At 70.0% G+C, this 26,517-nt stretch carries 18 protein-coding genes and 2 pseudogenes; 9 read left to right on the plus strand and 11 right to left on the minus strand.

Features of this window, described 5'->3' with window-relative positions; genetic code table 11:
• Nucleotides 1–167 precede the first annotated feature (167 nt).
• A pseudogene (locus ABT342_RS07715) lies at nt 168–1,635 on the plus strand (MFS transporter); the annotation flags it as partial.
• A 117-nt stretch (nt 1,636–1,752) separates the two neighbouring features.
• On the opposite strand, the gene ABT342_RS07720 reads toward ABT342_RS07715, so the two are convergent.
• Nucleotides 1,753–2,697 carry a GlxA family transcriptional regulator gene (locus tag ABT342_RS07720; RefSeq protein WP_351568529.1) on the minus strand — a complete coding sequence of 315 codons (945 nt, stop codon included), beginning with the start codon at nt 2,695–2,697 and terminating at the stop codon, nt 1,753–1,755.
• Between the two features lie 153 nt (nt 2,698–2,850).
• Between ABT342_RS07720 and ABT342_RS07725 the strand changes: the two genes are divergently transcribed.
• Nucleotides 2,851–3,300: a hypothetical protein gene (locus ABT342_RS07725; protein WP_351568531.1), complete on the plus strand. Its 450-nt coding sequence runs from the start codon at nt 2,851–2,853 to the stop codon at nt 3,298–3,300.
• A gap of 77 nt (nt 3,301–3,377) precedes the next feature.
• On the opposite strand, the gene ABT342_RS07730 is transcribed toward ABT342_RS07725, so the two are convergent.
• The 3 genes from ABT342_RS07730 to ABT342_RS07740 form a co-directional block, all read right to left on the minus strand.
• A complete protein-coding gene (locus ABT342_RS07730) occupies nt 3,378–4,334 on the minus strand; it encodes a hypothetical protein (protein ID WP_351568533.1) in 957 nt (318 codons plus the stop codon).
• Nucleotides 4,335–4,529: 195 nt separating this feature from the next.
• Nucleotides 4,530–5,453 (minus strand): phosphotransferase family protein, encoded by a 924-nt coding sequence (locus ABT342_RS07735; protein WP_351568535.1) that lies wholly within the window; start codon nt 5,451–5,453, stop codon nt 4,530–4,532.
• Nucleotides 5,454–5,501: 48 nt separating this feature from the next.
• A complete protein-coding gene (locus ABT342_RS07740; protein WP_351568538.1) occupies nt 5,502–5,927 on the minus strand; it encodes a YchJ family protein in 426 nt (141 codons plus the stop codon).
• Nucleotides 5,928–6,053: 126 nt separating this feature from the next.
• Between ABT342_RS07740 and ABT342_RS07745 the strand changes: the two genes are divergently transcribed.
• From ABT342_RS07745 to ABT342_RS07760, 4 genes are all read left to right on the plus strand, one after another.
• Nucleotides 6,054–7,865, plus strand: a complete 1,812-nt coding sequence (locus ABT342_RS07745; protein ID WP_351568541.1) for a hydroxysqualene dehydroxylase — start codon at nt 6,054–6,056, stop codon at nt 7,863–7,865.
• A gap of 132 nt (nt 7,866–7,997) precedes the next feature.
• Complete coding sequence (locus tag ABT342_RS07750; RefSeq protein ID WP_351568544.1) at nt 7,998–9,323, plus strand: 6-phospho-beta-glucosidase; 1,326 nt, start codon at nt 7,998–8,000, stop codon at nt 9,321–9,323.
• Between the two features lie 10 nt (nt 9,324–9,333).
• Entirely contained in the window at nt 9,334–12,465 is a 3,132-nt protein-coding gene (locus tag ABT342_RS07755) for an alpha-mannosidase (RefSeq protein WP_351568547.1), read from the plus strand.
• Between the two features lie 79 nt (nt 12,466–12,544).
• Nucleotides 12,545–13,054, plus strand: a complete 510-nt coding sequence (locus tag ABT342_RS07760; protein ID WP_351568550.1) for a mycothiol transferase — start codon at nt 12,545–12,547, stop codon at nt 13,052–13,054.
• Nucleotides 13,055–13,149: 95 nt separating this feature from the next.
• On the opposite strand, the gene ABT342_RS07765 is transcribed toward ABT342_RS07760, so the two are convergent.
• Nucleotides 13,150–14,433, minus strand: coding sequence for a glycosyl hydrolase family 28-related protein (locus ABT342_RS07765; RefSeq protein ID WP_351568553.1), 1,284 nt, complete (start codon nt 14,431–14,433; stop codon nt 13,150–13,152).
• Between the two features lie 176 nt (nt 14,434–14,609).
• Between ABT342_RS07765 and ABT342_RS07770 the strand changes: the two genes are divergently transcribed.
• A complete protein-coding gene (locus ABT342_RS07770) occupies nt 14,610–15,344 on the plus strand; it encodes a CDP-alcohol phosphatidyltransferase family protein (RefSeq protein WP_351568556.1) in 735 nt (244 codons plus the stop codon).
• Here ABT342_RS07770 and ABT342_RS07775 read toward each other — a convergent pair.
• From ABT342_RS07775 to ABT342_RS07795, 5 genes and pseudogenes are all read right to left on the minus strand, one after another.
• Nucleotides 15,333–15,758 (minus strand): annotated as a pseudogene (locus ABT342_RS07775) (FAD synthase family protein); the annotation flags it as partial. The gene ABT342_RS07770 and the pseudogene ABT342_RS07775 overlap by 12 nt on opposite strands.
• Before the next feature lie 20 nt (nt 15,759–15,778).
• On the minus strand, nt 15,779–17,266 hold the full coding sequence (locus tag ABT342_RS07780; protein WP_351568559.1) for a PQQ-binding-like beta-propeller repeat protein: 1,488 nt from the start codon (nt 17,264–17,266) through the stop codon (nt 15,779–15,781).
• 103 nt (nt 17,267–17,369) lie between these two features.
• Complete coding sequence (locus ABT342_RS07785) at nt 17,370–18,863, minus strand: oligosaccharide flippase family protein (RefSeq protein WP_351568562.1); 1,494 nt, start codon at nt 18,861–18,863, stop codon at nt 17,370–17,372.
• A 53-nt stretch (nt 18,864–18,916) separates the two neighbouring features.
• A complete protein-coding gene (locus ABT342_RS07790) occupies nt 18,917–20,692 on the minus strand; it encodes a hypothetical protein (RefSeq protein ID WP_351568565.1) in 1,776 nt (591 codons plus the stop codon).
• Nucleotides 20,689–22,152, minus strand: coding sequence for a hypothetical protein (locus ABT342_RS07795; protein WP_351568568.1), 1,464 nt, complete (start codon nt 22,150–22,152; stop codon nt 20,689–20,691). The genes ABT342_RS07790 and ABT342_RS07795 overlap by 4 nt, the downstream gene beginning before the upstream one ends.
• Nucleotides 22,153–22,299: 147 nt before the next feature.
• On the opposite strand from ABT342_RS07795, the gene ABT342_RS07800 reads away from it, so the two are divergent.
• Both ABT342_RS07800 and ABT342_RS07805 read left to right on the plus strand, forming a co-directional pair.
• Nucleotides 22,300–23,538: a glycosyltransferase gene (locus ABT342_RS07800; RefSeq protein ID WP_351568571.1), complete on the plus strand. Its 1,239-nt coding sequence runs from the start codon at nt 22,300–22,302 to the stop codon at nt 23,536–23,538.
• Between the two features lie 344 nt (nt 23,539–23,882).
• Nucleotides 23,883–24,797, plus strand: coding sequence for a glycoside hydrolase family 5 protein (locus ABT342_RS07805; protein ID WP_351568574.1), 915 nt, complete (start codon nt 23,883–23,885; stop codon nt 24,795–24,797).
• A 50-nt stretch (nt 24,798–24,847) separates the two neighbouring features.
• Here the strand turns inward: ABT342_RS07805 and ABT342_RS07810 are convergent, their stop codons facing one another.
• Nucleotides 24,848–26,512: a glycosyltransferase family 2 protein gene (locus ABT342_RS07810; protein ID WP_351568577.1), complete on the minus strand. Its 1,665-nt coding sequence runs from the start codon at nt 26,510–26,512 to the stop codon at nt 24,848–24,850.
• Nucleotides 26,513–26,517: the final 5 nt, after the last annotated feature.

A 26,517-nucleotide genomic window follows, 5' to 3' on the forward strand; every position in this document is an offset into this window, starting at 1 on the left:
GGCCCTCTGCCGCGCCCGCTCCCGCACCCCTGCTCGAACCCTTGTTGACGGCCTGTCGGATCTTCGCCAGGCCGACTCCAGAAACATAACCATCCAGTTAGTCATCTTTTTCCGAACGGAGCAGCCCGCCATGTCGTTATCCACCGGCGAACTCACCGGCACCCCGCCCGAATCCGGCCCCCCCGCCCCAGCAGTCCTCGCGGCGGTGGTGGGCGCTGACCGTGATCGCTCTGGCTCAGTTGATGATCATGCTGGACGCCACCATCGTGAACATCGCGCTGCCGTCCGCCCAGGCCGACCTGGGCTTCTCCGACAACGACCGGCAGTGGATCGTCACCGCCTACGCACTCACCTTCGGCAGTCTGCTGCTGATCGGCGGGCGCATCGCCGATCTTTTCGGCCGCAAGGAGACCTTCCTCGCGGGCGTGATCGGTTTCGCTGCCGCTTCGATGCTCGGCGGAGCCGCCGGCAACTTTGAACTCTTGGTGCTGGCAAGGGCGCTCCAGGGAGTCTCGGGTGCCCTGCTGGCCCCGGCCGCCCTCTCCTTGCTGACGACCATCTTCACGGACGTCAAGGAGCGGGGCCGCGCCTTTGCGATCTTCGGTGCCATCGCGGGCGCGGGCGGCGCGCTCGGCAATCTGCTCGGCGGCGTGCTGACCGAATACCTCAACTGGCGCTGGACCCTCTACATCAACCTGGCGTTCGCGGCGGCGGCGTTCCTGGGTGGTCTGCTGCTGATCGGACGTCAGCCCCGGGCGACCCACCGCGCCAAGCTCGACGTGCCCGGCGCGGTGCTGGTCACCCTGGGACTCTTCGGCCTGGTGTACGGGTTCTCCAACGCCGAGTCGCACGGGTGGAGTTCGCCCGCCACCTGGGGTCTGCCGGCCGGGGGCCTCGTCCTGCTCGCCCTCTTCGTGTACTGGCAGTCGAAGGCGCCCCGTCCACTGCTGCCCCTGCGCATCCTGCTCGACAGGGACCGGGGCGCCTCGCACATCGCCATTCTGGTCGCCACCGGAGGCATGTACGCGGTGGCGCTGTTTCCTCGCCTACTACATGCAGCAGACGCTCACGTACACCCCGGTCGAGGCGGGGCTCGCCTTCCTGCCCATCCCTGTCTCTCTGGTCGTCGCCTCCGGTCTGGCCGTGGGGGTGCTGATGCCCCGGGTGGGGCCGAAGGTCGTGATTCCCCTCGGGATGGCGCTGCTGGGCGTGGGGATGGTCTGGTTCACCCGCTTGGAGCTGGACAGCACCTACACCGGAGGCATTCTGCCGCCGCTGCTCGTCCTGGGCCTCGGTCTCGGTCTGGTCTACGCGCCCGCGATCGATCTGGCCACCTACCGGGTCCACGAGGACGACGCCGGCGTGGCCTCCGCGGCGGTCAACACCATGCAGCAGATCGGCGGTTCGCTGGGCATTGCCGTCCTCAACACGCTCGCGGCGAGCGCCGCGAGCGGCTACCGCAGCAGCAGGCAGCCCACTCCTGAGGTGTTCGCCGAGGCGGCGCTGCACAGCTACTCCACCGCGTACTGGTGGGCGGCCGGCCTCTGTGCCGTCGGCCTCGTCGTGACCTTCCTGCTGTATCGCCCGGGCGTCCGGCAGAAGTCTCCCGACGAGGTGAAGACCGTCGCCATGTGACGACCTCGGGCAAGGTGGGCGATGGAGGAGTGCTTCCAGATCGCGAAGGGCGAGTCCGGGCTCGACCAGTACCAGGTGCGGCTCTACCGGGCGCGGTACCGGCACGCGGTTGCGGTACTAGGCACCGCGGAAGGCGCGGCGGTACGCGTGCGGGCTCGTACCCACCTGGCGCTTGAAGCGGTCGCGGAAGGCCGTCGGCGAGCCGAAGCCGACCTGGCTGGCGATGCGGTCGACCGGGTGGGCGGTGGTTTCGAGGAGGTGCTGGGCCTGGCGGATGCGGGCGCGGTGCAGCCACTGGAGCGGGGTGGTGCCGGTCTGCTCGCGGAAGCGGCGGTTGACCGTGCGGGGGCTCATACCGGCCCTGGCGGCGATGTCGGCGAGGGTCAGTTCGCGCCTGGCGTTCTCCTCCATCCAGCGCAGCAGGGGTTCCAGGGTCGCGCCGCTGGGGGTCGGGGGCTGCTGGTGGACGATGAACTGGGCCTGGCCGCCCTCGCGTTCGAGCGGCATCACCGAGAGCCGTGCCGCGTCGGCGGCGACCGCCGAGCCGTAGTCGCGGCGGATCATGTGCAGGCACAGGTCAAGACCGGCGGCCGAGCCCGCCGAGGTGAGGAACTGTCCGTTGTCGACGTAGAGAACGTCCGGATCCACCTCGATCCTCGGGTACATACGGGCGAGGCCGTCGGCGCCGAGCCAGTGGGTCGTGGCGCGGAGCCCGTCGAGCAGCCCGGTCGCGGCGAGGATGAAGGAGCCGACGCAGATCGAGGCGATCCGGGTGCCGTCCGCGGCCGCCCGCCGCACGGCATCGATCACCTCGTCCGGCACCGGCTCCCAGGGCTTGGCGCAGCCCGGCAGGACGACGGTGTCCGCGTCGGCCAGCGTGTCGAGGCCCCAGGGCGCGCGCAGCGTGAAGGAGCCCGTGTCGATCTCGTCCTCGATGGCGCAGACCCTCACCTGGTAGGCGGGCCGGCCGTCGGGCAGCCGGGCGCGTCCGAACACGTCGATGGGGGTGGACAGATCGAAGGGGATGACGCCGTCGAGGGCGAGCACGGCCACGGTGTGCATGGCCATAACGTATGCCCTCGCCCGGATCCCGCCAACGAGGGGTGCGCCGGTCCGGGGCAGGGAACACGTGCCCCGGAGCCCTGGCGAGAATCCGTTGGAACGTGGCATCGGCGCCACTGCCGGCCGTGTCCCGTGCCTCGTTAGCGTCATCCCGTGACCAAGATCCTCCTCATCGTCCACGTCCTGGCCGCGATCGTCGCCGTGGGCCCCGTGACCGTGGCCGCCAGCATGTTCCCCGCCACCGCCCGCCAGGTCATCGCCGAGCCGGACGACGACCGGGCGCGCGCGGTCCTGCGCAACCTCCACCGCGTCTGCCGGGTGTACTCGGGCATCGGCATAGTCGTCCCCGTCTTCGGTCTCGCGACCGCCATCAGCCTCCAGGTGCTGGGCGACGCCTGGCTGATCGTCTCCATCGCGCTCACCGCGCTGGCCGGCGCGGTGCTCGCCGTACTGGTGCTGCCCCGGCAGAGCGAGGTCCTGGAGGGCCCGGCCGAGATCGCGGACACCAAGCGGCTCGCCATGTACACCGGAGTGTTCAATCTGCTGTGGGCCACGGTCACCGTGCTGATGATCGTGCGGCCGGGGTCGACGACGAGCGTCTGACCGTCTCGGCCGGTCCGGCGCGGGACCGCCCCCCGGCACAGCCGGCCGAGGGGCGGTTCGGGTCTGCCGGTCCGCGTCTACCAGTAGACGACGGCGAATCCGGCGCCGCCGGGCTGGCCGTCATCGCCCGGTTGGCCCGGGCGGCCGCCCTGACCACCGTCACCGCCGACAGCGGTGACCGGGGGCAGGCCGGCAATGCCGTCGGCGACACCGCCGCCGATCCTGCCGTCACCGTCGTCACCGGACCGGTTCAGCCCGCCCGTGGAGCACGAGCCGTTGCCGCCGTGGCCGGGTGCGCCGTCGCCGCCGCCGGCCAGACCGGGGCCGCCTCGTTCTCCACCTGTGGCGGCGAGCAGCAGCCTGTTCTCGGGCCCTGTCACGCTGGTCGCCCCTCCGTCACGGCCCTCGGTTCCGGCCCCGTTGACGGGCCCGCCCTCTCCCTTGATGCCGCTGAGGCCGACATCCACCAGGTAGTGCTGACCGGGCTTGACCGGGATCAGGCACCAGGTGAAGCCGCCGCCACCGCCACCGCCACCGTCGCCGCCCTCGACGGCCCCGTCCCCGCGACCGCCACCGCCACCGCCGCCACCGCCGCCACCGCCGCCCCAGGCCTGGACGAACACCGAGGTGACGCCCTCGGGAGGCGTGAAGATCGCGTCAGCGGTGAACTGCAGCAGCCCGTGCAGGACCGGAGGGATCTTCGGCTGCTCCTTGCCCTGCTCCTTGTCCTGGCCCTGGTCCTTGCCCTGCTCCTGATCCTTGCCCTGGTCCTGGTCCTTGCCCTGGTCCTTGCCCTGCCCCTTGTCCTTACCCTGATCCTTGCCCTGCTCCTCGTCCTCGTCCTCGTCATGGTCCGGGCGGGGCTCGGAGAGCTTCATCTGCTGCTGCTGCTCGGGTTCCGGGTTCGCCGCGTGAGAGGGCGGGGCCACCACCAGCAGTTGGCCGGTCATGGCCATGACGCCGGCTATGGAGGCGAGCAGGACCCGCGAGCGTCGCGCACGGATCCGTCCAGCGGTCGAGGTCTGACTGTTCATGTCGTGGCTTCCTTCCCCGCCGGCACCGATGGCCTCTGCGGGCTTCCGACGGCATCACCGTGCGGACCGGCTGGCCCACACGACGCTCATCCCAGCCGCCGACGCCCCGACACGCGCGCTGACAGGGCGAAACCTGATCCAGTCAGGTGAGTTCTTGCTCTGACCGGGGGTAGCGCTCGGGAGCAGACCCTGATGTCAGGCCGTGCCGAACCACGTCTGCGCGAGCGATTCGAGCGTCGGCTCGGGCGGCGCGGGCAGCTCGCGCAAATACCAGGGGAGATTGCTGTAGACGTGCAGAAGGGTGTACGCGAGGAGCTCGTCCGGCTCGAAGCCGCGGCCGTACGCCCTGAAGAGACGGTCGAGCAGCTTCGGATCGCCGCGCGTGACGAAGAGCCCGGCACCCACGAAGTCGTACGCCCGGTCGCCGATCATCGCGGGCTCGAAGTCGAAGAGCCCGGTGAGCCGCCACCCCTCCGGATCGACCATGAGGTGCTGGCGCATGAACTCGGTGTGCAGCAGGGAGCGGTGCGGGCCGGGAGTGAGCGCGACCGAGTCGAGGAAGCCGGGGATCTGCTCCGACCAGGCCTCCGGCAGTCCGCGTTCGCGCTGCTGCTCCACGGCACCGGCACGCCGGCGCTCGGTGAACCCGGCCCAGTCACCGGGTCCGAGGACGTCCGCGAGCGGCTCGGGGTCGAGGGAGTGCAGGGCCGCGAGGGTCTCGCCGGCCTCGGTGACGATGCGCTCCCGGTCGGCCTGAGGTATGCGCTCCCAGGCGGGCGCCAGGCCCTCGCCGCGGAGCCGGGACATGAGGACGTACTGCCAGCCGTTCTCGTACGGGCCGAAGGAGCGCACCTGCGGGGTGGGCACCGGCAGGAGTCCCTGAAGGTGGGTCAGGACCCGCCCTTCGGCGATTCCGTCCTCGGCGGCGGCCCCGGGGAAGAGCTTGAGCACGTGCTCGTCGCCCACCGCGTAGACCGGCTGTGAGCCTTCGGTGAAGCGGGTCAGCGGGGCTCCGGCGAGCCCGAGGCGGGCGCAGAGGTCCTCCGCGCCGGGGCGCATCACCGTCTCGTCGGGGACGATCGCGTCCCACTCTTCATCCGTGTCGACCTTGGGCAGCATGGCCCGGACGCTAGGGCGCGCGGCATCGGGCGGCAACGGATTTTCCGCTCACTCCTCGAACGTGCCGTCCACGTACACCCAGGCTCCGTCGTACCGCTCGAAGCGGCTGCGCTCGCGCAGCGCTCCGGGCTCGGAGCCGTGCGTGTAGCGGGCGACGAAGGTGACGGTCCCGGTGGTGTGGAACATGCTCCCGTCCGTGGTGTCCACGACCTCCAGCCCGCTCCAGCACATGTCCGGGTCGAAGTCGACGGAACGCGGCCGGGTGGTGGGGTGCCAGGTGCGCAGCAGATACGCCTCGTCGCGGACGACGAAGGCGCAGTAGCGGGAGCGCATCAGGAGCTCGCACGTGGGGGCGGTGGCGGATCCCGTGTGGAACCTGCCGCAGCAGGTGCCGTAGGTGGCGGACAGCCCGCAGGGGCAGGCCGCGTCGGCGGTGACGGTGGGGGGCTTGGGGCGGGTGGTGCGTCGGGGCATGGCCCCATTGTGTCCCGGGGCGCGTCGCGCTCGGTGAATGGGCCCGCACGTGCCTTCCGGGGTGTGCGGGCCGTCCGTATGCTCCTGCGCCGGATGTGACAGTTACCGCCGAGTAGGGAGCTGGGCATGGATCGGTCGGCAACCGGAAACGGAACGGGAACCGGAACCACACGGCGCGTCCTCATCGCGGGAGCCACGGCAGCGGGATCGGCGGTCGCCCTCGGCACAGGCGGGACGGCGGCCGCGGCCACCGCCCCGGCCACGGCGGCGACCGCGCACCGGGCACCGTCCGTCGCCGTCATCGGCGGCGGGGTCGCGGGCCTCACCGCGGCCCATGAACTCGCCGAGCGCGGCTTACGGGTGACGGTGTACGAGAGGAGAGCGCTCGGCGGCAAGGCCCGCAGCATGGACGTGCCGGGCACGGGGAAGGGTGGCCGCAGAGCCCTACCGGCCGAGCACGGCTTCCGCTTCATCCCGGGCATTTACCACAATCTCCCGGACACGATGCGGCGCATCCCCTTCCCCGGCAACGCCAACGGCGTCTGGGACAACCTCGTGGCGCCGAGTGAGATGAGCATGGCCCGCACCGGCCGCGAGGACATCCGCTTCTCGATCCCCTGGCCCGGTCACCGGCCGGCCCGGCTGACCGCCGACGAGATCCGCCGTGCGCTCACGGCCCTGCTGGAGACGGCCGTACGCCTGCCCGTGCACGAGACGGCGTACTTCGTGAACCGCGTTCTCGTCTTCCTGACCAGCTGCGACGAGCGGCGCGACGAGGTGTGGGAGCGCACCCCGTGGTGGGACTTCGTCCGCGCCGAACTCATGTCGCCGGACTACCAGCGCCTCCTCGCGGTCGGTGTCACCCGCAACATCGTCGCGACGAAGGCGGAGGAGGCCAGCACCCGCACGGTCGGCACGCTCGGCGAGGCCTTCGTCTTCAACGCGCTGGGCCGGGGCGCGGACGGGCCACCGGACCGTATGCTCAACGCTCCCACCAATGAGGCGTGGATCGACCCATGGGTGGACCATCTGACCCGGCTGGGCGTGGAGTTCCGGATCGGCTGGACCGCACGGGAGTTCGTCTACGGATCCGGGCAGGTCACCGAGGTCGTCGCCGAGGATCCGCAGGGCGTACGGCGGTCCGTGACCGCCGACCACTACGTCTCCGCGATCCCGGTCGAGCACGCACGCCGCACCTGGGGCCCGGCGCTGCGGGCGGCCGATCCGCAGCTGGCGCGGTGCGACAAGCTGGAGACGGACTGGATGACGGGCATCCAGTTCTATCTGACCGAGCGCGCCCCGCTGGTGCACGGCCATCTCAACTGCGTCGACTCCCCCTGGTCCCTGACCGCCATCCAGCAGGCCGAGCACTGGCCGCGGCGCGACTTCCCAGCCGACTACGGCGACGGGGCCGCGGTCGACTGTCTCTCCGTGGACATCTCCGAGTGGGACAAGCCCGGCATCCTCTACGGCAGGACGGCCAAGCAGTGCACCCGCGAGCAGGTCGCCCGCGAGGTGTGGGCGCAGCTGAAGGCGGCCCTGAACGACACGGGCCGCACCGTCCTCAAGGACACCGCCCTGCATTCCTGGTTCCTGGACCCGGGCGTGGACGGACTGGGCACGCCGCGTCCCACGAACGAGGACGAGCTGCTCATCCACCCCGTGGGCACCTTCCACAACCGGCCTTCGGCGGCGACGAGGATCCCCAACCTGTATCTGGCCGGGGACTACGTCGCCGTCGACATCGACCTGGCGACGATGGAGGGCGCCAACGCCTCGGCTCGCGCCGCCGTCAACGCCCTCCTGGACCGGATCGCCTCACCGGCCGCGCGCTGCACGGTCAAGCCCCTCTTCCGCGCTCCGGAACTGGAGCACCTGAAGCGGCACGACCGCACGCGCTACCGGCTGGGGCTGCGGAACGCCTTCGACCTCGGATAGGCGTACCCGACCTCGCCCCGTCCGCACCGCGGCCGAACCGTGGTCCTCGCGCGATCGCCCCGAAGGTGACAGCGTTGCCACCGGAGAACGGCGACGACGGCGACGGCGACGGCCACGGCCACGGAGGCACCCATGAAGCTGACCATCCTCGGCGGCGGAGGCTTCCGCGTCCCGCTGGTCCACGGCGCCCTCCTCGGCGACCGCGCCGAGGGCCGGGTCACCCACGTCACCCTCCACGACCTGGACACCGCCCGGCTCGATGCCGTCGCCGGGGTGCTCGCCGAGCAGGCCGCCGGGATCCCGGACGCCCCCGAGGTCACGGTCACCACCGACCTCGACGCGGCGGTCCGCGGCGCCGACTTCGTGTTCTCGGCGATCCGCGTCGGCGGGCTGGAGGGGCGGGTGGCCGATGAGCGGGTCGCCCTGGACGAGGGGGTGCTGGGGCAGGAGACGGTCGGCGCGGGCGGGATCGCGTACGGGCTGCGGACGGTGCCCGTCGCCGTCGGCATCGCCCGCCGGATCGCCGAGCTGGCGCCCGACGCCTGGGTCATCAACTTCACCAATCCGGCCGGTCTGGTCACCGAGGCCATGTCCCGGGTCCTCGGCGACCGGGTCATCGGCATCTGCGACTCGCCGGTCGGGCTCGGCCGGCGAGTCGCGCGCCTCCTCGGCGTGGACCCGGACGAGGCGTGGATCGACTACGTCGGCCTCAACCACCTCGGCTGGCTGCGCGCCCTGCGCGTCGGCGGGCGCGACGTGCTGCCCCGGCTGCTCGCCGACCCGCAGGCCCTGGGCTCCTTCGAGGAGGGCAGGCTCTTCGGCCCCGAGTGGCTGACCTCGCTCGGCGCGATCCCCAACGAGTACCTGCACTACTACTACTTCAACCGGGAGGCCGTACGGGCCTATCGCCGGGCCGAGCGGACCCGTGGCGCGTTCCTGCTCGACCAGCAGGCGGCCTTCTACGCCGACCCGTCGCTGAAGAGCTGGGACCGGACCCGGGCGGAGCGCGAGGCCACGTACATGGCGCAGAGCCGTGACGCGTCCGGCGCGGGCGGGCGCGACGCGGCCGACACGGAGTCCGGCGGCTACGAGCAGGTCGCCCTCGCCCTGATGCGGGCGATCGCCCGCGACGAGCGGGCCACCCTGATCCTCAACGTCCGCAACCGCACCACGCTTTCGGTGCTGGACGAGGACGCCGTGATCGAGGTGCCCTGCCTGGTCGACGCGAACGGCGCCCACCCGTGCGCCGTCGCCCCGCTGCCGTATCACGCCGTCGGCCTGGTGACGGCGGTCAAGGCCGTCGAGCGCGAAGTCCTGGCGGCGGAGAGCGGCTCGCGCGCCGCCGCCGTCCGGGCCTTCGCGCTGCACCCCCTCGTCGACTCCGTCACCGTCGCCCGCCGTCTCCTCGACGGCTACACCGCCGCGCACCCCGGTCTCGCCTATCTCAACCGGAAGTAGGTGCTGAGAGATGCATGACGAACGCCACCGGATCGAGCAGCGCGTCGACCGCGTCCTGGACCAGCGCATCCGGCCGCTGATCCACTCGGCCACCGTGCCCCTGACCGTGTCGGCCTGGCAAGCGCCCGGCGAGCCGGTCCCGTTCGCCGAGGCCGCGGGCGCGGCGTACGAGCCGTTCGCGATGGGGACGCGGTGGGGGCCGCCGTGGGGCACGACCTGGTTCCACGTACGCGGCGAGGTACCGGAGGACTGGGCGGGCCTCAGGGTCGAGGCCTGGTTCGATCCGGGTTTCGTCGGCGGCTGGCCGGGAAACCAGGCCGAGGCGCTGGTGCATCTGCCGGACGGCACTCCGGTCAAGGCGGTCAATCCGCAGAACCAGTACGTGCCGGTCGCCTCCCCGGCCGCGGGCGGCGAGCGCGTCGAGTTCCTGATCGAGGCCGCGTCCAACCCCGACGTCCTGGCCGGCCGCTTCCGCGCTCCCACCGCGCTCGGCGACAAGCGCACGGCGGGCAGCGCGCCCCTGTACACCTTCGCCCGCGCCGACCTCGCCGTACTCGACGAGGAGGTCTGGCACCTGTCGCTGGACGTACAGGTGCTGCGTGAACTGATGCTGGAGCTGGGCGAGCACGAGCCGCGTCGCCACGAGCTCCTGCACACCCTGGACCGGGCGCTGGACGCGCTGGACCTGGACGACGTACCGGGGAGCGCGCGGCAGGTGCGGGCGCTCCTGGCCGGGGCCCTCGCCCGGCCCGCGCACGCCGGTGCGCACACCATCTCGGCGGTCGGGCACGCGCACATCGACACCGCCTGGCTGTGGCCGATCCGCGAGACCCGGCGCAAGGCGGCGCGGACCTTCTCCAACGCGACCGCTCTGGCGGCCGAGTACCCCGAGTTCGTCTTCGCCTGCTCGCAGGCGCAGCAGTACGCGTGGGTCCGTGACCGCTACCCGCAGGTGTGGGCCCGTATCCGTGAGGCCGTGCGCGGCGGCCAGTGGGCGCCGGTCGGCGGGATGTGGGTGGAAGCCGACGGGAACCTGCCGGGCGGGGAGGCGCTGGCCCGCCAGCTCGTGCACGGCAAGCGGTTCTTCCTCGACGAGCTCGGGGTGGAGACGCACGGGGTGTGGCTGCCGGACTCCTTCGGCTGCACGGCGGCGTTCCCGCAGCTCGCGAAGCTGGCCGGGATGACGTGGTTCCTGACCCAGAAGCTGTCGTGGAACCAGACGAACAGGATGCCCCACCACACCTTCTGGTGGGAGGGCATCGACGGGTCCCGGGTGTTCACGCACTTCCCGCCCGTGGACACGTACAACGCCACGCTCAGCGGACGGGAGATGGCGCACGCGGTGCGCAACTACCAGGACAAGGGGCGCGGTACGCGATCGCTCGCGCCGTTCGGGTACGGGGACGGCGGGGGCGGGCCGACGCGGGAGATGCTGGAGCGGGCACGGCGGCTGGCCGATCTGGAGGGCTCGGCGAAGGTCGTGATCGAGCATCCGGATGCCTTCTTCGAGGCGGCGCGGGCGGAGTATCCGGACGCTCCGGTGTGGTCGGGCGAGCTGTATCTGGAGCTGCACCGGGCGACGTTCACCTCGCAGGCGCGCACCAAGCAGGGCAACCGGCGCAGTGAACACGCCCTTCGAGAAGCCGAGTTGTGGGCGACGACGGCCGCGCTGCACGTTCCCGGGTACATGTATCCGTACGAGGAGCTGGACCGGCTGTGGAAGACGGTGCTGCTGCACCAGTTCCACGACATCCTGCCGGGCTCGTCGATCGCCTGGGTGCACCAGGAGGCGGAGGCGGAGTACGCGCGGGTGGCCGCGGAGCTGGCGGCGCTGACCGCACAGGCGCTGGAGGCGGTGGGCGGGGCCGGTCCGGCGAAGGCGTGGGCGTACAACGCCGGACCGCTCGACCGGGCCGAGGTCGTACGCGTCCCCGCCACGCTGGCCGGCATCCTGGACCCGGACCTGCCCCGGCTCTCGGACGGGTCGGCCGCCCTCTTCGTGGAGGTGCCCGCGTCCGGCTGCGCGCCCGTCACCACCGACACGCCGAGGGCACATCGGCCGGTGACGGTCAGCGGCGGGCGGGTCCTCGACAACGGTCTCGTACGGGTCGAGCTGGCGGCCGACGGCACCTTCGCGTCGGTGCGGGACCTGGCCGCCGGCCGTGAGGTGCTCGCTCCCGGCGGGCGCGGCAATCTGCTGCGGCTGCACACCGATCTGCCGAACCACTGGGACGCCTGGGACATCGACAAGCACTACCTGGGCCGCTGGACCGATCTGCTGGAGGACGTGACGATCACGGTCACGGAGAGCGATCCGCTGCTCGGCGCACTGCGCGTGGAGCGGAGTTTCGGCCGGGGTTCGCGGATCGCGCAGACCGTGACCGTCCGGGCCGGGAGCCGCCGGATCGACATCGCGACCGAGATCGACTGGCACGAGTCGGAGAAGATCCTCAAGGCCGCGTTCCCCTTCGACGTGCACGCCGACAGGTCGACGGCGGAGATCCAGTTCGGCCATGTCCACCGGCCGACGCATACGAACACCAGCTGGGAGGCGGCCCGTTTCGAGGTGTACGGGCATCGGTGGGTGCACGTCGGGGAGCCGGGCTACGGCGTGGCGCTGATCAACGATTCGACGTACGGGCACGATGTGTCGCGCGGCACCCGGAAGGACGGCAGCGGCACGACCACGACCGTACGGCTCAGTCTGGTCCGGGCGCCGCGCATCCCCGACCCGGGGGCCGACCAGGGCCTGCACCGCTTCACGTACGCCCTGCTGCCGGGCGCGACGATCGAGGACGCGATCGCGGAGGGCTACGCGCTGAATCTGCCCTTGCGGGTGGGGCCGGGCGGGGCGGACGTGGTGCCCGTGGTGACGACGGTGGCCGGCTCCGGCTCCGGGGTGCTCGTGGAGGCGGTGAAGCTCGCCGACGACGGCTCGGGCGATGTCGTCGTACGGCTCTACGAGTCACTGGGCGGCCGGGCGACGGCGACGCTGCGCTGCGGTTTCCCCCTGGCGGGGGCGGTGGCCACGGATCTGCTGGAGCGCCCGCTCGCGGACGCCCCGCTTCCGGTGGAGGAGGGTGCGGTGCGGCTGTCGCTGCGCCCGTTCCAGATCCTGACCCTCCTGCTGACCCGCCGGTAGTACTCCCCCACGTACCCGGCGGGCCGAACGGCCCGTGTCGGACCCCCGGCCCCGGGGATGCGCGGGGTTCACTCTCCCCATGAACGCCGCAGATGTGCTCGCCGACGCCTTCACCCGCATTCAGGAGGCGGTGCACGAGGCCGTCGAGGGGCTCTCGGCAGACGACCTGAGCGCCCGTCTCGACCCCGGGGCCAACTCCATCGCCTGGCTCGTGTGGCACCTCACGCGGATCCAGGACGACCATGTCGCCGACGCGGCGGGCCGGGAGCAGGTGTGGCTCGCGCAGGACTGGGCGGCCCGCTTCGCACTTCCGTTCGCCGAGGAGGACACCGGCTACGGCCATTCCAGGAAGCAGGTCGCGGCCGTCCGCATCGACTCGGCCGAGTTGTTGCTCGGATACTTCGACGCCGTCCACGACGGGACGATCGGCTTCGTGAGCGGCTTGAGGAGCACGGCGCTGAGCCGGGTGGTGGACGACTCGTGGTCCCCTCCGGTCACCCTGGGCGTCCGGCTGGTGAGCGTCATCGCGGACGGTCTCCAGCACGCCGGGCAGGCCGCCTTCGTCCGGGGCTCGCTCGCACGCCGCTGAGTCCGTCACCCGCCCACGCCGCCCACCGCCGGGCCCCGCACGGAGCCGGTGCGGCTGCCCCGGCCCGTACCGCCGCACAGTGCATCCGCGCCGGGCTACGCGAACGGCGACGCCGCGCCGCCGGGGACCGAGGCGGGGGTCGCGCCGGGTGTCGGCGTGGGCTCTCCCGCGGGTGTCTCGCTCGGCTCGTCGATGCAGTCGACGAACGTGACGAAGGGCGTGGAGGGAGCGTCCTCGGACAGCACGAAGTCGGCGGAGTTGTGGCTTCTGAGCAGGCACATGTCGTAGCGCACGACCTTCGGGACCTTGTCGGTCGGCGTGGCCGGGCGGTACTCGTGACGGCCCGCCAACTGGCAGGAGTCGTAGCGGATCAGGGGTCCGCGCGCACCGACCGCGTAGCGGTGTGCGCTGACCGAGGAGGCGAAGTCCTTGTACGCGTTGGCGGTGTCGTCGCAGTCGCTGAAGTGGACCGTTCCGCTGCCCCACGAGCAGTCGATGATCACGACGTCCGGGTCGCGCACCTCGAAGCGGATGTCCGAGGCGTGGAAGCGCTGGACCGAGTCGTGGTGCTGCCCGGGAGGGAACCGGAAGAAGGTGCTGGACCTGCCGTACTCCGGGCTCTGGTCGGGACGCTTGCCGATGATGATGTACGACCCGCCGCGGCAGTTGATCGAGCCTCCGTAGGGAAACTCCAGGAAGTTGCCCCAGTCGTACTCCACCTTCATGTCGTTGAACCAGTAGTTGAGGAACTGGTCCTGTTGCTGGGGATTCGACGCGCGCTGGGACAGGCCGGAGTAGAGGAAGGCCCTGCGGTAGGACCCGCCGACCCTGCAGGCGTCCCAGCGCATCTCGGAGTTGGTGTCGGTGCCGTCGAGGGCGAGTCCGTACTCCCACTCGCCCATCCACTCGCACTCCGAGAACCGGTAGTCCTGCGCCTGTCCGGTCGAGTACGAGTAGAAGAACGACGCACCCGGCGTGGCCGACCGGAACTGAATCTGCTCGAACTTCACGTTCGCCCAGACATCCATGTTGCGGCACAGGTACGAGCCCGGACCCGTGGCCGGCTGAAAGACGATCTCGGTCATGCGTTTTCCGGCCCCCCGGAAACGCAGACCGTTCGCCGGGCGGGGCGGCGCCGCGCCGTTCAGCAGCGCATTCGGGCGCTTGATGAGGAACGTGCCGGCGGGGATGTCGATGACCGTGCGGCCGACCCCGTTCTTCACCCGTGATTCCGCGTACCTGTAGGCCAGCTCGAATGCCTTGGTGTCATCGGTTTCGCCGTCCCCCATGGCCCCGAAATCCGTGACCACGTTCACGACGGACGGCGACCACAGGGGCAGGCGCCGGGACGGGTCGCCGATGTCCCTCCTGGGCCTCATGCCTTTAGGGTCCGAGTCCGACCCCGAGTAGGCCGGCGTGCTGGTCGCGACCACTGCCGTGCCGGCCAGGGCCGCCCCGCCTCGCAGAAGATTTCTGCGACTGGATCCGAGTGTCGAACCACCGGTATCTGCCATAATTCGTTCCTCTCACGCAAGAGCTCCAAGAACAAGGACACATGAGCGAATTCGCTAAGGTACTCAGGCTGCTCTCGACGGCGCAGAAGTCCGCGAAGGGAGTATCGGTCTATGCGCGGTACGTCAATCGGCCCGCGGGCCGATTGCTCGCCGCCGCGGCGTACCGCATCGGGGTGACCCCCAATCAGGTGACAGCGCTCAGTGCAGTGTTCACCTTTTCGGCCTTGATCACCGTCGCGACGGTCCCGCCGGGGCCGACCATGGCGTTCGGTGTGTTCCTGGCCCTGAGCTTGGGCTTTGCCCTGGACTCGGCGGACGGACAACTGGCGCGGAGCCGCCAGTCCGGCAGCACCTTGGGAGAATGGCTGGACCACGTTCTCGACTGCGCCAAGCTCGCGACCGTCCACATGGTCGTACTGATCTCGTTCGGCCGATTCTTCGACCTGTCGAATCCTCTCTACCTGCTCGCCCCGATGGCCTTCCAGCTGGTGACCATCGTCGTCTTCTTCGCCGGGATCCTGGCCGAACAGCTCCAGCGGAAGCAGGAGTGGGAGAGAAAGCCGCAGCAGCCGCCCTCCGCGCTGCGCTCCCTACTCCTGCTACCCGTCGACTACGGCGTGTTGTGTGTGAGTTTCCTATTCCTGGGGAACCGCGACTTCTTTCTCGACCTGTACGTCGTACTGCTCGTGGCCAATGTTCTCTTCATGGCCGCCTTTCTCGTGAAGCAGTACCGGGAGCTCTCCTGGACCGGCCGGGTCGGGAGCCCGGGAGCCTAGGAGGTCGAGCGCGGTGCGCAGCCGCGTACTCGAAGTGTGGAGCGTGTAGGGGAAGTAGACGATCTCCACGCCGAGCTTCTTGAATTTCGCTTCGAGCTCGCTCCAGAGGTCCGTCCCTTGCCAGTCATCTCCCTTGAAGATGACATCGAACCCGACACTCTTCCATATGTCGACCTTGTCGAGCATCGATTGAATGACGACCTCGTCGACGTAGCGAACACTTCTGACGATGTCCGCCCGCTCGGCCAGCGGGACGACGGGCGGACGCCCCTTCATACGCACCACCAGTTCGTCGGAGGTGACTCCGGCGATGAGGTGGTCGCAGTGGGCGCGCGCCTGCCGAAGGATGTTGAGATGTCCCACGTGGAACAGGTCGTATACGCCGGGGGCGAATCCGACGCGTCTCTTTCTCATGGCGGACCGGTGTTCCTTCTTCAGCGAGCCGCGGTCATGGTGGCGGGGACGGAGTGCCCTGAGACATTGCTGCCGTCGGACACCTTGATCGTGTACTTGTGAACGGAGCCCGGGGCCACGGAATCCGTGTACGTCATCTGCGGGCGGTCCCAGGGGCGGGAGGCCTTGCTGAGCGACTTGACGAGCGTGCCGTCGCGGTAGATCTGGTACGTGAGAATGGCGTCGTCCCGGTCCCACGAGGCACGCCAGTCGAGCTTGATCCGGCCTGCTGTGGTGCTGGAGGCCGTGGGCTTGGGAAGCTCCGGCGCCCCGGTGTCGGGCGCGGCCGGGAAGCGCGTGAGCCCCTGCTGCGGCTTGCCGTTGACGGCCTTGAACTCGCCGACGGCCCAGAGGATGTCCTTGGCCATGACCATGGCCCGCGGACCCACTCCCTCTCCGAGACCGTCGTCGGTGTCGGGGAACCAGTGCAGGATGGTCTCGTTCTTGATGGAGTTGGCCAGGAAGTTCTGACGTCCTGACTGGGGGAATCCTCCGGGAGTCTCGTCGCAGTTGTGAGCGTGCGATCCGCTGTAGAGCACCCCCTTGTAGGGGACGACGGCCTGGGTGGCGCCCTGGCACGTGTCCTTCCACAGCATCGTGCCGTTGTCGAGACGCGCGGCGAGCCGGCCGTCGAAGGAGCCCACGTCTCCCTCGCCCGCCACGTAGAAGTTCGTACCGTCGCTGGCGACGTCCTTGACCTGGGAGTCGTTCGGGATCCACTTGTCGAAGGTCTGGACGATGGCTCCCGTGGACGGGTTGACGGCCACCAGTCCATGGGCCCCTCGGCCGTTCATGACGTAGAAGTCGCCGCCGACGATGATTTTCCCGTGCTTCTCGGACACCGCGAGGGCCCGGACCGACCGGTCGGCGTCGGCGCGGAACGGCAGCAGCGCTCCCTTGGGACTGAGTGCCGCGAGGCGGCTCCTGGCCTGGCCGTTGACGCTGGAGAAGTCGCCGCCCAGGTAGACGGCCTTGTCCGTGGTGTCGAAGGCCCGCACGGTCGCGGACACGTGGGGCCTGAAGTCCCCCCGCAGCGAGCAGTCGGCCGTGTTCAGCGCGACGGCGTTCGCCACGCCGGTGGAATCGACCCGGCCGAACGAACCGCCCACGTACAGCACCGATCCGTCGCGCGAGGCCGTCAGCGCACGGACGGTGTTCTCCCCTCCGCTGAACGCCTTCGCGCAGGGCAGGAGTGCGCCGGTGACGGCGTCGAAGGCGGCGAAGTTCTTCCGGGGCTTCTCGTTCGTGCCGGGAGCCGCGCCCGGCGGACGGACGTGCGTGAACGTCCCTCCGACGTACACGACACCTCGTGCGTACTCCACCGACCAGACGATTCCGTTCGTCTGCCACGTGGACATGGCATCGGCGGTCAGCAGGGTCTCCCCCGCCGCCCCCACGGAGCCGGACGCGGTGACGAGGGAGGCGGTCGTGAGGCAGGCCGTGGCGAAAGCCGTACCGGCGATCCTCATGATGGGTCTTCTTCTCAGGCGCATGGAACACCCCGGGTATGACGCGACTTTGACGCGATGTGGGCGAATGAGCGGTCACAGAGGATGACCGCGGTTTCGATGCCTATGCGGATCGCACTGTGACGCGGCTTCGGAGTACACCGACGAAGTCGTTGATGCCCAGCGTCCGACGATACCGCCATGAACTTACACTAAATACGCAAATCAGCAGGCTGATTCCGGCGGCGAGTCCTGACACCGTGTCACCCATGAACACCCGTGCGGGAATGACCAGGACCGCCGTGAGGCAGAGCCCGAGGACGACCGCGAGACGGTATCCGCGGTCGACGGTCCTGAATCCGAGCCTGTCACGGACGAGGGCGGCGGCCACGAGATTCTCGAGGACGATCGCGACGGCCCAGGAGATCGCGGCACCCATCACTCCCCAACGCGGCACCAGAAGAAGGCCGATGACCACCTGGGCCGTGAACGCCGCGCCGGTGACGGCCAGGTGCCACGCGCTTCGTCCGGCCATGAGGAGCACTGTCTGAGCGTTGCCCACGGAGATGTTGACCACCGATGCGGCGCAGAGGACGAGCAGGGCGTCCGCTCCCCGGTCGAAGCCCGTTCCGAAGACCGAGAGCACGGTGCCCGGGAAGCAGGCGAGGAGCACGAGCAGCGGCCAGGAGAACAGCACGATCCAGCGCGTGGAGATCCGGTGCAGCCCACGTGCCTGGTGGATCGCGCCCACGGCGAGGAGGCGGCTGATCTCCGGGGCGACGGCGAGCCGGATGGCGAGCTGCAGCAGGGTCCCGGCGGTGACGATCCGGCCGATGGCCGTGTAGACGCCCGCCTCCTCACTCGTCGCCAGGGCCGACAGGAGGATGACGCCGACCCAGACCGCGCAGATGTCGAAGATGGAGGAGATGGCGCGGGGACCGGCGAACGACCAGAACTCCCGCCACGGCGGGGGGTCTTCGGGCCGCTGTGCGCTTCCGTGCGTGACGCGGCATCGGCGCAGGGCGACCCAGGCGGCCACGGCGCCGGCGAGCGAGGGGGCGAGCCAGGCGGCGGACAGCTCCAGGACGCCCGGCGTCAGAATCGCGATCGGCACCGCGAGGAGGACCCGCAGCACCGGTTTCCCGATCTGTTCGACGCCCACGAACGGCAGCACGGTGCCGTGGCCCTGCGTCGCGCCGAGCAACACGAGCGAAACCGTGGCCGGCGGAAGGAACAGCGCGAAGAGCTGGATCAGGGCCAGCGCCTCCCCCGGGGGCAGGGCCGGAAGCAGGGAGGTCGCCAGCAGAGGGGAGGTGTACAGCAGCACGGCGGACGCGGTGCTCGCCACGGCGCACGGGACCACGGCGGCGCGCAGCAGTGCCCCGACCCCGCGGCCACCGTCCGTGGCCAGGCCGCGGGACACGAAACGCACCAGGCCCGTATCGGCGCCGAGCTTGCAGGTGTTGCTCAGGATCGTGAAGACGGCGACGCCGGTGAACACGGCGCCCGCTCCCTGGGCCCCGACCGCGCGGGTGACCAGAACGACCAGGGCGAAGCCGAGGACAGCGTTGGTGCCGGCGCCGAGGATGCCCCACCAGCCGCCCCGCGCGGTGGCCACGACCCCGCTCCGGGCGGCCGCATCCGCGGCGGGCACGGCCGTCCCCGGTCGACTCATCCCTTCGAGACCGTCAGCGACGCGTCCGACGAGTCGGGCGTGCCGGATGTGCTGGATGTGCTGGATGCGGCGGAGGCACTGGATGTGCCGGACGACTTGCGCGAGCCGGAAGCCTCGGACGGTTCAGCCGACTTGCGCGCGTTGGGCGAGTCCGCCGACTTGGGCGAGGCGGCAGCGACCGCGTCCGGTTTGGCGACCGCACCGTCGCGCGCCACCTCATCGGGGCGCGTGGAAAGCGGCCGTACGTGCGGGGAGGCCGAGGCCGAGGTGATCGCGCCCGGACTCAGCCGGACCCTCGCACCGTCCACGACGCCCCGGAACCAGCCGGGCCGCTCACCGCTGTCGAGCACCGCGCCCACGATGCGGCCTCCGGCGCAGCCGATCAGTTCGCGCACCCGCTTGAGGTCGTCGCGCAGGGTGCGGTTCAAACTGCCCACCACGAGAACGCCGTCCACCCGCTGGGCCACCGGCAGGCCGTCGGCGTGGTCGAGAAGGGCCCGGGTGAGGACCACGACCGACTTCCCGGAGGACGCCTCGGGCAGGAGTCGGCTCACCGCCGACGCGGGCGGCGCGCCGGCCCCGTTCTTGCCCTGGTTGCTGGCGAGGAGGGCGAAGCGGCCCGCCCTGCCCGCGTCGATCGTCACGCGATCGCCCTTCGAACCGTCGGCGCCTCCCGACGGACGGGGCAGCCGGGTCGCCAGCGCGGGCGTACCGGCGGTGGCGTCCACGAGCAGGACCTCATGGCCGGTCTCCGCGATCGCGGCGCAGAGGTTCGCGGCGACGGCCGCGGTGCCGGGGTGCTCTCTCGGCGCCAGGACCAGCAGGCTGCCGCTTCCGGAGTTCCGTCCGTCGTGGGTCAGCTGGAAGGCGAGCGTCCGGTACGCCTCGGTCAGGGGGCCGCTGGAGCGGCCGACCTGCAGAAGTTCACCGTTCTCGGGTGCGCCGGGCAGGATGCCCAGCACCGGGGCGCCCAGGCTGGCCTGCGCGTCCGAAATCGAGCGCACCCGCGGTTCGAGCACCGCGAGCAGCCATGCGAGCACGATGCCGAGGGTGAGACCGCCCAACAGACCGAGTCCTGCGATGACTTCGGGACCCGGCCCGGAGGGATGGGCGGGCGGTGCGCCCTTGCGCACGATGTCACCGCCGGTGGTGTCCCGGGCCTTCAGGTCCAGGATGCGCTTCTGCAGGGTGTCGATCTGGTTCTGCGTACCGGCGCGTGCCGCGCCCTTCTGCGCCGCGCCCTGCTTGGCCAGCGTGGCGACCTGCTCGTCCAGAGCCGTCGTCATCCGCCGGACCATGGCGTCGATCCTGTCCTTGCGGTCGGCGAGGTAGGCCTCGACGAACGCGTTGCTGGCGCCGGCGGCTCGGTACGGGTCGGTGGACACGTACTCGAAGCGGAGTACCTGGGTGTCCGGCGGGTTGATCACCTTCAGGCCGCTGTGGAGTCTGGCGGCGGCGGTCGGTTCCCCCAGAGCGCGCGCGGCGCGGGCGGCCACCGTCGCGCTGAGCGCGACCTGCCGTTCCGTGGCCATGCTCAGCTGGTGGTCGATGGACACGTTGATCGAGCTGAACGGGTCCGCCGTCGAGCGTACGACGACCTCGCCGACGGCGGTGTACTGGTCGGCGCGCAACAGCGCCAGACACACTCCGCCGAGGAGTCCCAGCACGGTGCCCAGCGCGATGATCCAGCGGTACCTCAGCAGCCGGCGCACCTGATCGCGCAGTTGGTCCGGCTCGTTGTATCTGTCGTCGAATCCGATGGGGCCGGTCACGGATGCCCTCCTGTTGCGGAGACGGTTACGGGGCGGGTGTTGCCGGCCGGCATCACCGCTGACGGAAGCCGGGTCGTCCGGGCGGCGGGCGAGGTGATGAAGAACGGGATGATCAGCAGCAGGACCAGCGGTCCCACGATGCCCATGAGGCTGCCGCGCAGGAAGATCAGCTGATATACGGCGAAGGCCGGGACCAGGAGGGCGGCCAAGGTGGCCTGGCCGTCCCGGAGCCGGCTGCGGATGTCGTCCATCCTGCGTCCGGCGGCACCGAGCAGGAGGAAGACCACGATCACGGACGGGATGCCCGCCCACATATAGCTTTCGATCCACAGGGGCGCCGAGAGATTGTGGAAGTCGTAGCCCGCGAACTGTGCGAGCTGGATGCCGCTGTCCTGTGGTTTGTCGGGCCAGATCGAGCGGGGCACCATGAAGAGGGCGGGCCCGAGAGCCCTCGTCGGCGAGAAACCGGAATCCTTGGTGTAGTCGATTCCGGTCTGCATCTGCTGAAAGGCGTCGTAGTCGCCGTTCGTGGTGAACTGCTCGGCGACGGGGACCACCTGGACCGCTTCGCGCTCGTCCCAGCGGAAGTAGTCGGTGTAGGGGAAGACCAGCACCACGGTGGCCATGACCGCGGCCGCCGCGACCCGGAAGACACGGGGGCGGCGCAGCAGGCTCATGGAGAACAGCAGGGTCAGCAGAACCGTTCCTACCCAGAAGCGCGGCCTGCTGATGGGGTTGTTGACGACAACGTTGAGGGCGATCAGGAGCGGGAGCAGCATCCAGCGCAATCCCCGCAGCAGCTTGTCGCCGGCCTTTCGCCGGGGCAGGTGCAGCAGGGCCAGTAGGGCCCAGAAGGCGGGCACGGCCAGCGCCCAGGCCCCGATGACGTTGCCCACACCACCGCCCCCGTTCTTCGCACCGGTGTCCCGGAGCGCCTCACGGCTGGAGAAGAACGCGCCCACCCCGCCCTGCTGAGGAATCAGGACAACGGCGAGCAGGCACACCAGAGCGCCCATCAGGAGCACGGGTACCGGTGCGAGCCTGCGCGTCAGCACCGAGTTGAGAACGACGGACCGGTCCTTGGCATGCCTGCCCGCGAGGGCGCTTCCCGCGCTGTAGGCCAGGAGTCCGATCTCGATCAGAGCCGCGGCGATGAACGCGGCACCGTCCCCCGCCCGGTACTTGAGGGGGTACACGTCGATGGCGAGCATGGCCAGCGGCGCCAGTCCGAGCCATACGTAGGTGAACAGCCAGAAGCCGAACGCGACGAGCCGCACGGTCGTCGCCGTGAGCACCCGGGCGAGCGCGCCGCCGGCGTGCGCCACGACGACGCACTGCACGGCGAGCGCCGGTCCGAGACGCACGTCGAGCCCCTGCAGGAGCAACCCCGGCAGCAACCCGACGAGCACAACGGCCCAGCCGCATACCGCGGCGACGTTCCGGACCTGACCGCTCTGCACCCTGGCACCCTCATTCACCCGAATCGAAGAGACCACATCGCCATCGACGCAACATCTATCCCAGATCGGCCCCTGTCTCTGGGCAGACATACCGGACCAAAGGTACTATCCGTCGCCATATGGACCATCTGCGGTAATGTTCGCAAAATGGATAGTCTGTTCGCCGGCCGTCGTGTGCTCGTCGTATCGACCAACTACGCCCCCGAGCACGCGGGGATCGGACCGTACTCGACGCAGACCGCGGAGCACCTGGCCGCGTGCGGCGCCGAGGTGCACGTACTCACGGGGATGCCGCACTACCCGGCATGGCGGGTGGACGAGGCGTACCGGGGGCGCTGGCGGGTGAGGGAGCTGCGGCACGGCGTTCATCTCCACCGCCGTCGCCACTATGTGCCACCGCGTCAGACCGCCCTGCTCAGGGCTCTGTACGAGTCCAGCTTCCTGGCGCACGGATCACTCGCGCCGCCGCCCGTACGCCCGGACATCGTGCTCAGCCAGATGCCGAGTCTGGCGGGAGGTGTCATCGGCGGGCGCATCGCCCGCCGGCACCGGGTGCCCCATGTGGTCGTCGTACAGGATCTGATGGGGGCCGCCGCCGCGCAGAGCGGGATCACCGGCGGCAGCCGGGCGGCTTCACTGGCGTCCAGGGTGGAAGCCGCCGTCCTCGGTTCGGCGTCACTGATCGGCGTGGTGCACGAGACGTTCGTCAAGCGCGTCAAAGCGATGGGGATCACGGCGCCGCGTATCAGAACGGTGCCCAACTGGACCCATGTGGCGGCTGCGACGGGTGACCGTCACCTGGTCCGCGCACGGCTCGGCTGGCAGCCGGACGAGGTCGTGGTGCTGCACTCCGGCAACATGGGTCTCAAGCAGGGGCTCGAGGTGCTGATCGAGACGGCCCGGATCGCGGCGGGCGCCGGCCGGCGCATCCGGGTCGTCCTGATGGGCGACGGCAGCAGGCGGGCCCACCTGGAGCGCCTCGCCGAGGGGCTGCCGAACCTGGACCTGTTGCCGCCGGCCGACGAGCAGGACTTCCCCGACGTACTGGCCGCGGCCGACGTACTGGTGGTCACCCAGCGGGCCTCGGTGGTGGACATGAGCCTGCCCTCCAAGCTGACCTCCTACTTCGCGGCCGGGCGGCCGGTCGTGGCGTCGGTGGCCCCGGAGAGCGGCACCGCACTGGAGGTCCACCGCTCGGGCGCGGGCCTCGTCGTCGCACCGGAGGATCCGGCGGCGCTGCACGGCGCCGTACACCTGCTCGGCCGGGATCGGGAGCGTTCCGCCGCACTCGGCGCGCGGGGGCCCGCCTATGTCGCCGAACGGCTGAGCCGGACGGCCGGGCTCGGGAGGGTCACCGCACTGCTGGCCGAGGCGCTGAAGGCGTAGCCCGGCACAGCGGAGCTCTCCGGGCGACGGCGCGACGGCGCAACGGCGCAACGGCGCAACGGCGCAACGGCACGACTCGACTGCGCGGCTGCGCGGCTGCGCGGCTGCGCGGGTGAACATTCCCCGCCGCTCGGACGAATCAGGTTGCCGCCTCGCGTCCTGATATGCCCACGTTCGTCACATTGGCCTTTCATTCCCCTCTCATGGAAAGAGAGACAGTGGTGCGCTCGTTCAATTCCGGCGGCCGGTGGGCCGTCCGGTCTGCCATGGCCACGGCTGCGGCATTCAGCCTTCTCAGTGCGAACACGGCATACGGCGAACCCGCGGGCCCGGCCGCCAAGCCCATGACCCCGGTTCAGGCTCATGGCAAGATCCACGTCTGCGGCACGCAGCTGTGCAACCAGTCCGGAAAGCCCATCCAGCTGAAAGGCATGAGCACGCACGGCACGCAGTGGTTCGCCCATTGTGTGAGCGACCGGGCACTGGATGTGCTGGCCAAGGACTGGAAGATGAGCGTTCTGCGCGTCGCGACGTACGCGCGCCAGGGCGGGTACGAAGCCGATCCGAAGAAGTACACCGAACTGGTGCACCAGATGATCGAGCGGGCGAGCGCCCGTGGCCTGTACGTCATCGTCGACTGGCACACCGTCAACCCGGGCGACCCGAACCTGGACCTCGCCAACGCGAAGAAGTTCTTCACGGAGATCGCCAAGCGGCACAAGCACCGCACCAACGTGATCTACGAGGTCGCCAACGAGCCCCACGACGTGAAGTGGTCGACCATCAAGAGCTACGCGGAGAAGGTCATCCCGCTGATCCGCTCGATCGACCCCGACAGCGTGATCCTCGTCCCGACACCGGGCTGGTCCACGTTCGGCGCGTCCCAGGGAGACGACGAGCGGTCGGTCGTCGAGAATCCCCTCACCGCGAAGAACGTCATGTACACCTTCCACTTCTACGCACGCGTGGCGGGGGCGGGATACATGGCGATCCTGAACCGCGCCTCGAACAAGCTCCCCGTCTTCGTCACCGAGTGGGGCATCGCGTCGTGGTCGGGGCACGGCAGTGACTTCGCCACGGCGCAGAAGTGGATCGACCTGATGGCGAAGAAGAAGATCGGCTGGACGAACTGGAGCCTCTCCGACGACGACAAGGAACACTCGATCTTCAAGAAGGGCACCTGCGGCGCCAGCAAGTTCGCCGCGGCCACTTCCCACTCCCCGAGCGGTGCCTGGATCCGTGAGCGGATGCGCGGCTGAGCATCCGGACGCCGCGTCGGCCGAGGCCTTCCGGCCTCGGCCGACCCACGTCACCGGCCCGTGAGATGGTCCGCGGGCTCGGCCAGGGGCTTCCTCGTCACGGCTTGGACGGGTTCTCCGGCAGCGCCCCGGACCGGCACGAGGGCCCGGCCCACAACGACGGCGTAGAGCAGCCCTGACACGAAGAGCAGGGCGAAATCCAGCGGGTGCATGGTGAGCCCCCGCCACAGCGCGACGCCCACCCAGACCAGAGCCGTACCGCCGCTCCAGACCCACATGCCGATCCAGAAGCGCCGGTTCCCGTTCCGCCTGGCGTTCGCCGACCCGGTGGGACGCCAGCTGAGGTGCGTCCCGCGCACGGCGTCCCAGATGGCGAAGAGATGCGCCCAGCCGTACATCAGGCGCACCGCCCAGGCCTCCAGCCGATAAGGGCAGTTGTGCCAGCAGGGGAAGATCACGGTGGTGTAGATGACGCTGGGAAGCACCAGCAGGGTGTATTCGACCTTGACCATGCCGGGCATGGCGACCAGCAGCACGATCGGGATCAGCGGGGCCATGAACACGAAGAACGCCGTGTGGATGTAATAGAGGAAGCCGGAAACGTAACAGAGCCGGGTGGCGAGCCTGAGTCTCGTCTCCCAGAATTTCTTGTTCGCCAGCAGACTCATGGAGCCCGAGCACCAGCGGTATTGCTGGTGGTAGAACGCGCTCACGTTGTCGGGGCAGTTGCCGGTGGCGAGCGGGATGGGCACGTAGCGCAGGTCCCAGCCCAGACGCCGCAGATCGAAGCCCGTGTGGACGTCCTCCGAGTGCTCGATCAGCGTGGTGCCGCCATTGGCCTCGAGTGCGGTACGCCGGTACACGGCGCAGCTGCCCACGCAGATGGCGCCGTCACGCTGCTGCCGGGACACCTGGATCGCCCGGTAGAAGAGCTCCTGCACGGAGCCCGCCCCGCGCTCGACCCAGGTCTGCCGGCCGAGCACACGGAAGAACTGCGGTGACTGGACGATGCCGGTCTTCGGGTCGCGTTCCATGTACGGCAGCAATTCGTCCAGCAGATCCGGGCGGGGCGCGAAGTCGGCGTCGAGCACGAGGATGTACTCCTCGTCGGAAATACTCATCCCGTAGTGGAGATTGCCCGCCTTCTTGAACCAGCCACGATTGGGCCGGCTTCCGTACACGAAACCGAACTCCTCGGCCATGGCGGCGAGCTGGGGATTGTCGGAGTCGTCGAGGACGTACGGGGTGGCCCGGCCGGGATAGCGGTCGGCGAGCCGGCGCACATGCGTCCAGGTGTTCTCCAGCACGTCGATGGGTTCGCCGCACACCGGCAGGAAGACACTGACGGTCGGATAGACCTCCGGTTTCCACTCCGCCACCAGTCGGCGGTGCGCGTCGAGATCGAAGTCGTCGCTGAAGGCGTTCACGCGCAGAGAAATAACGTAGTACAGGACCGTGAAGATCAGGAACGGCAGCAGGACGGCCAGCCACAAGGACGACTGGATCAGCCTGAACTGGCTGAGGGTGAGACAGGCCATGCTGATGAGCGAAGCGGCCGTGAGCACCCAGAAGCGACGCTTGACGTAGGAATACTTCTCCTGGTCGTCCGGGGGCTGTGGGAGCACGCTGGAGGGCGTCCGTCCGGGCCGGGCGATGTGCCGGGCGGTGGCCGTGTGGGCAGCCCCCGCCGTGGCATCAGGGGAATCAGAACTCATGGTTC

The organism is Streptomyces sp. NPDC000410, assembly GCF_040300305.1.
Taxonomy (GTDB): Bacteria; Actinomycetota; Actinomycetes; order Streptomycetales; family Streptomycetaceae; genus Streptomyces.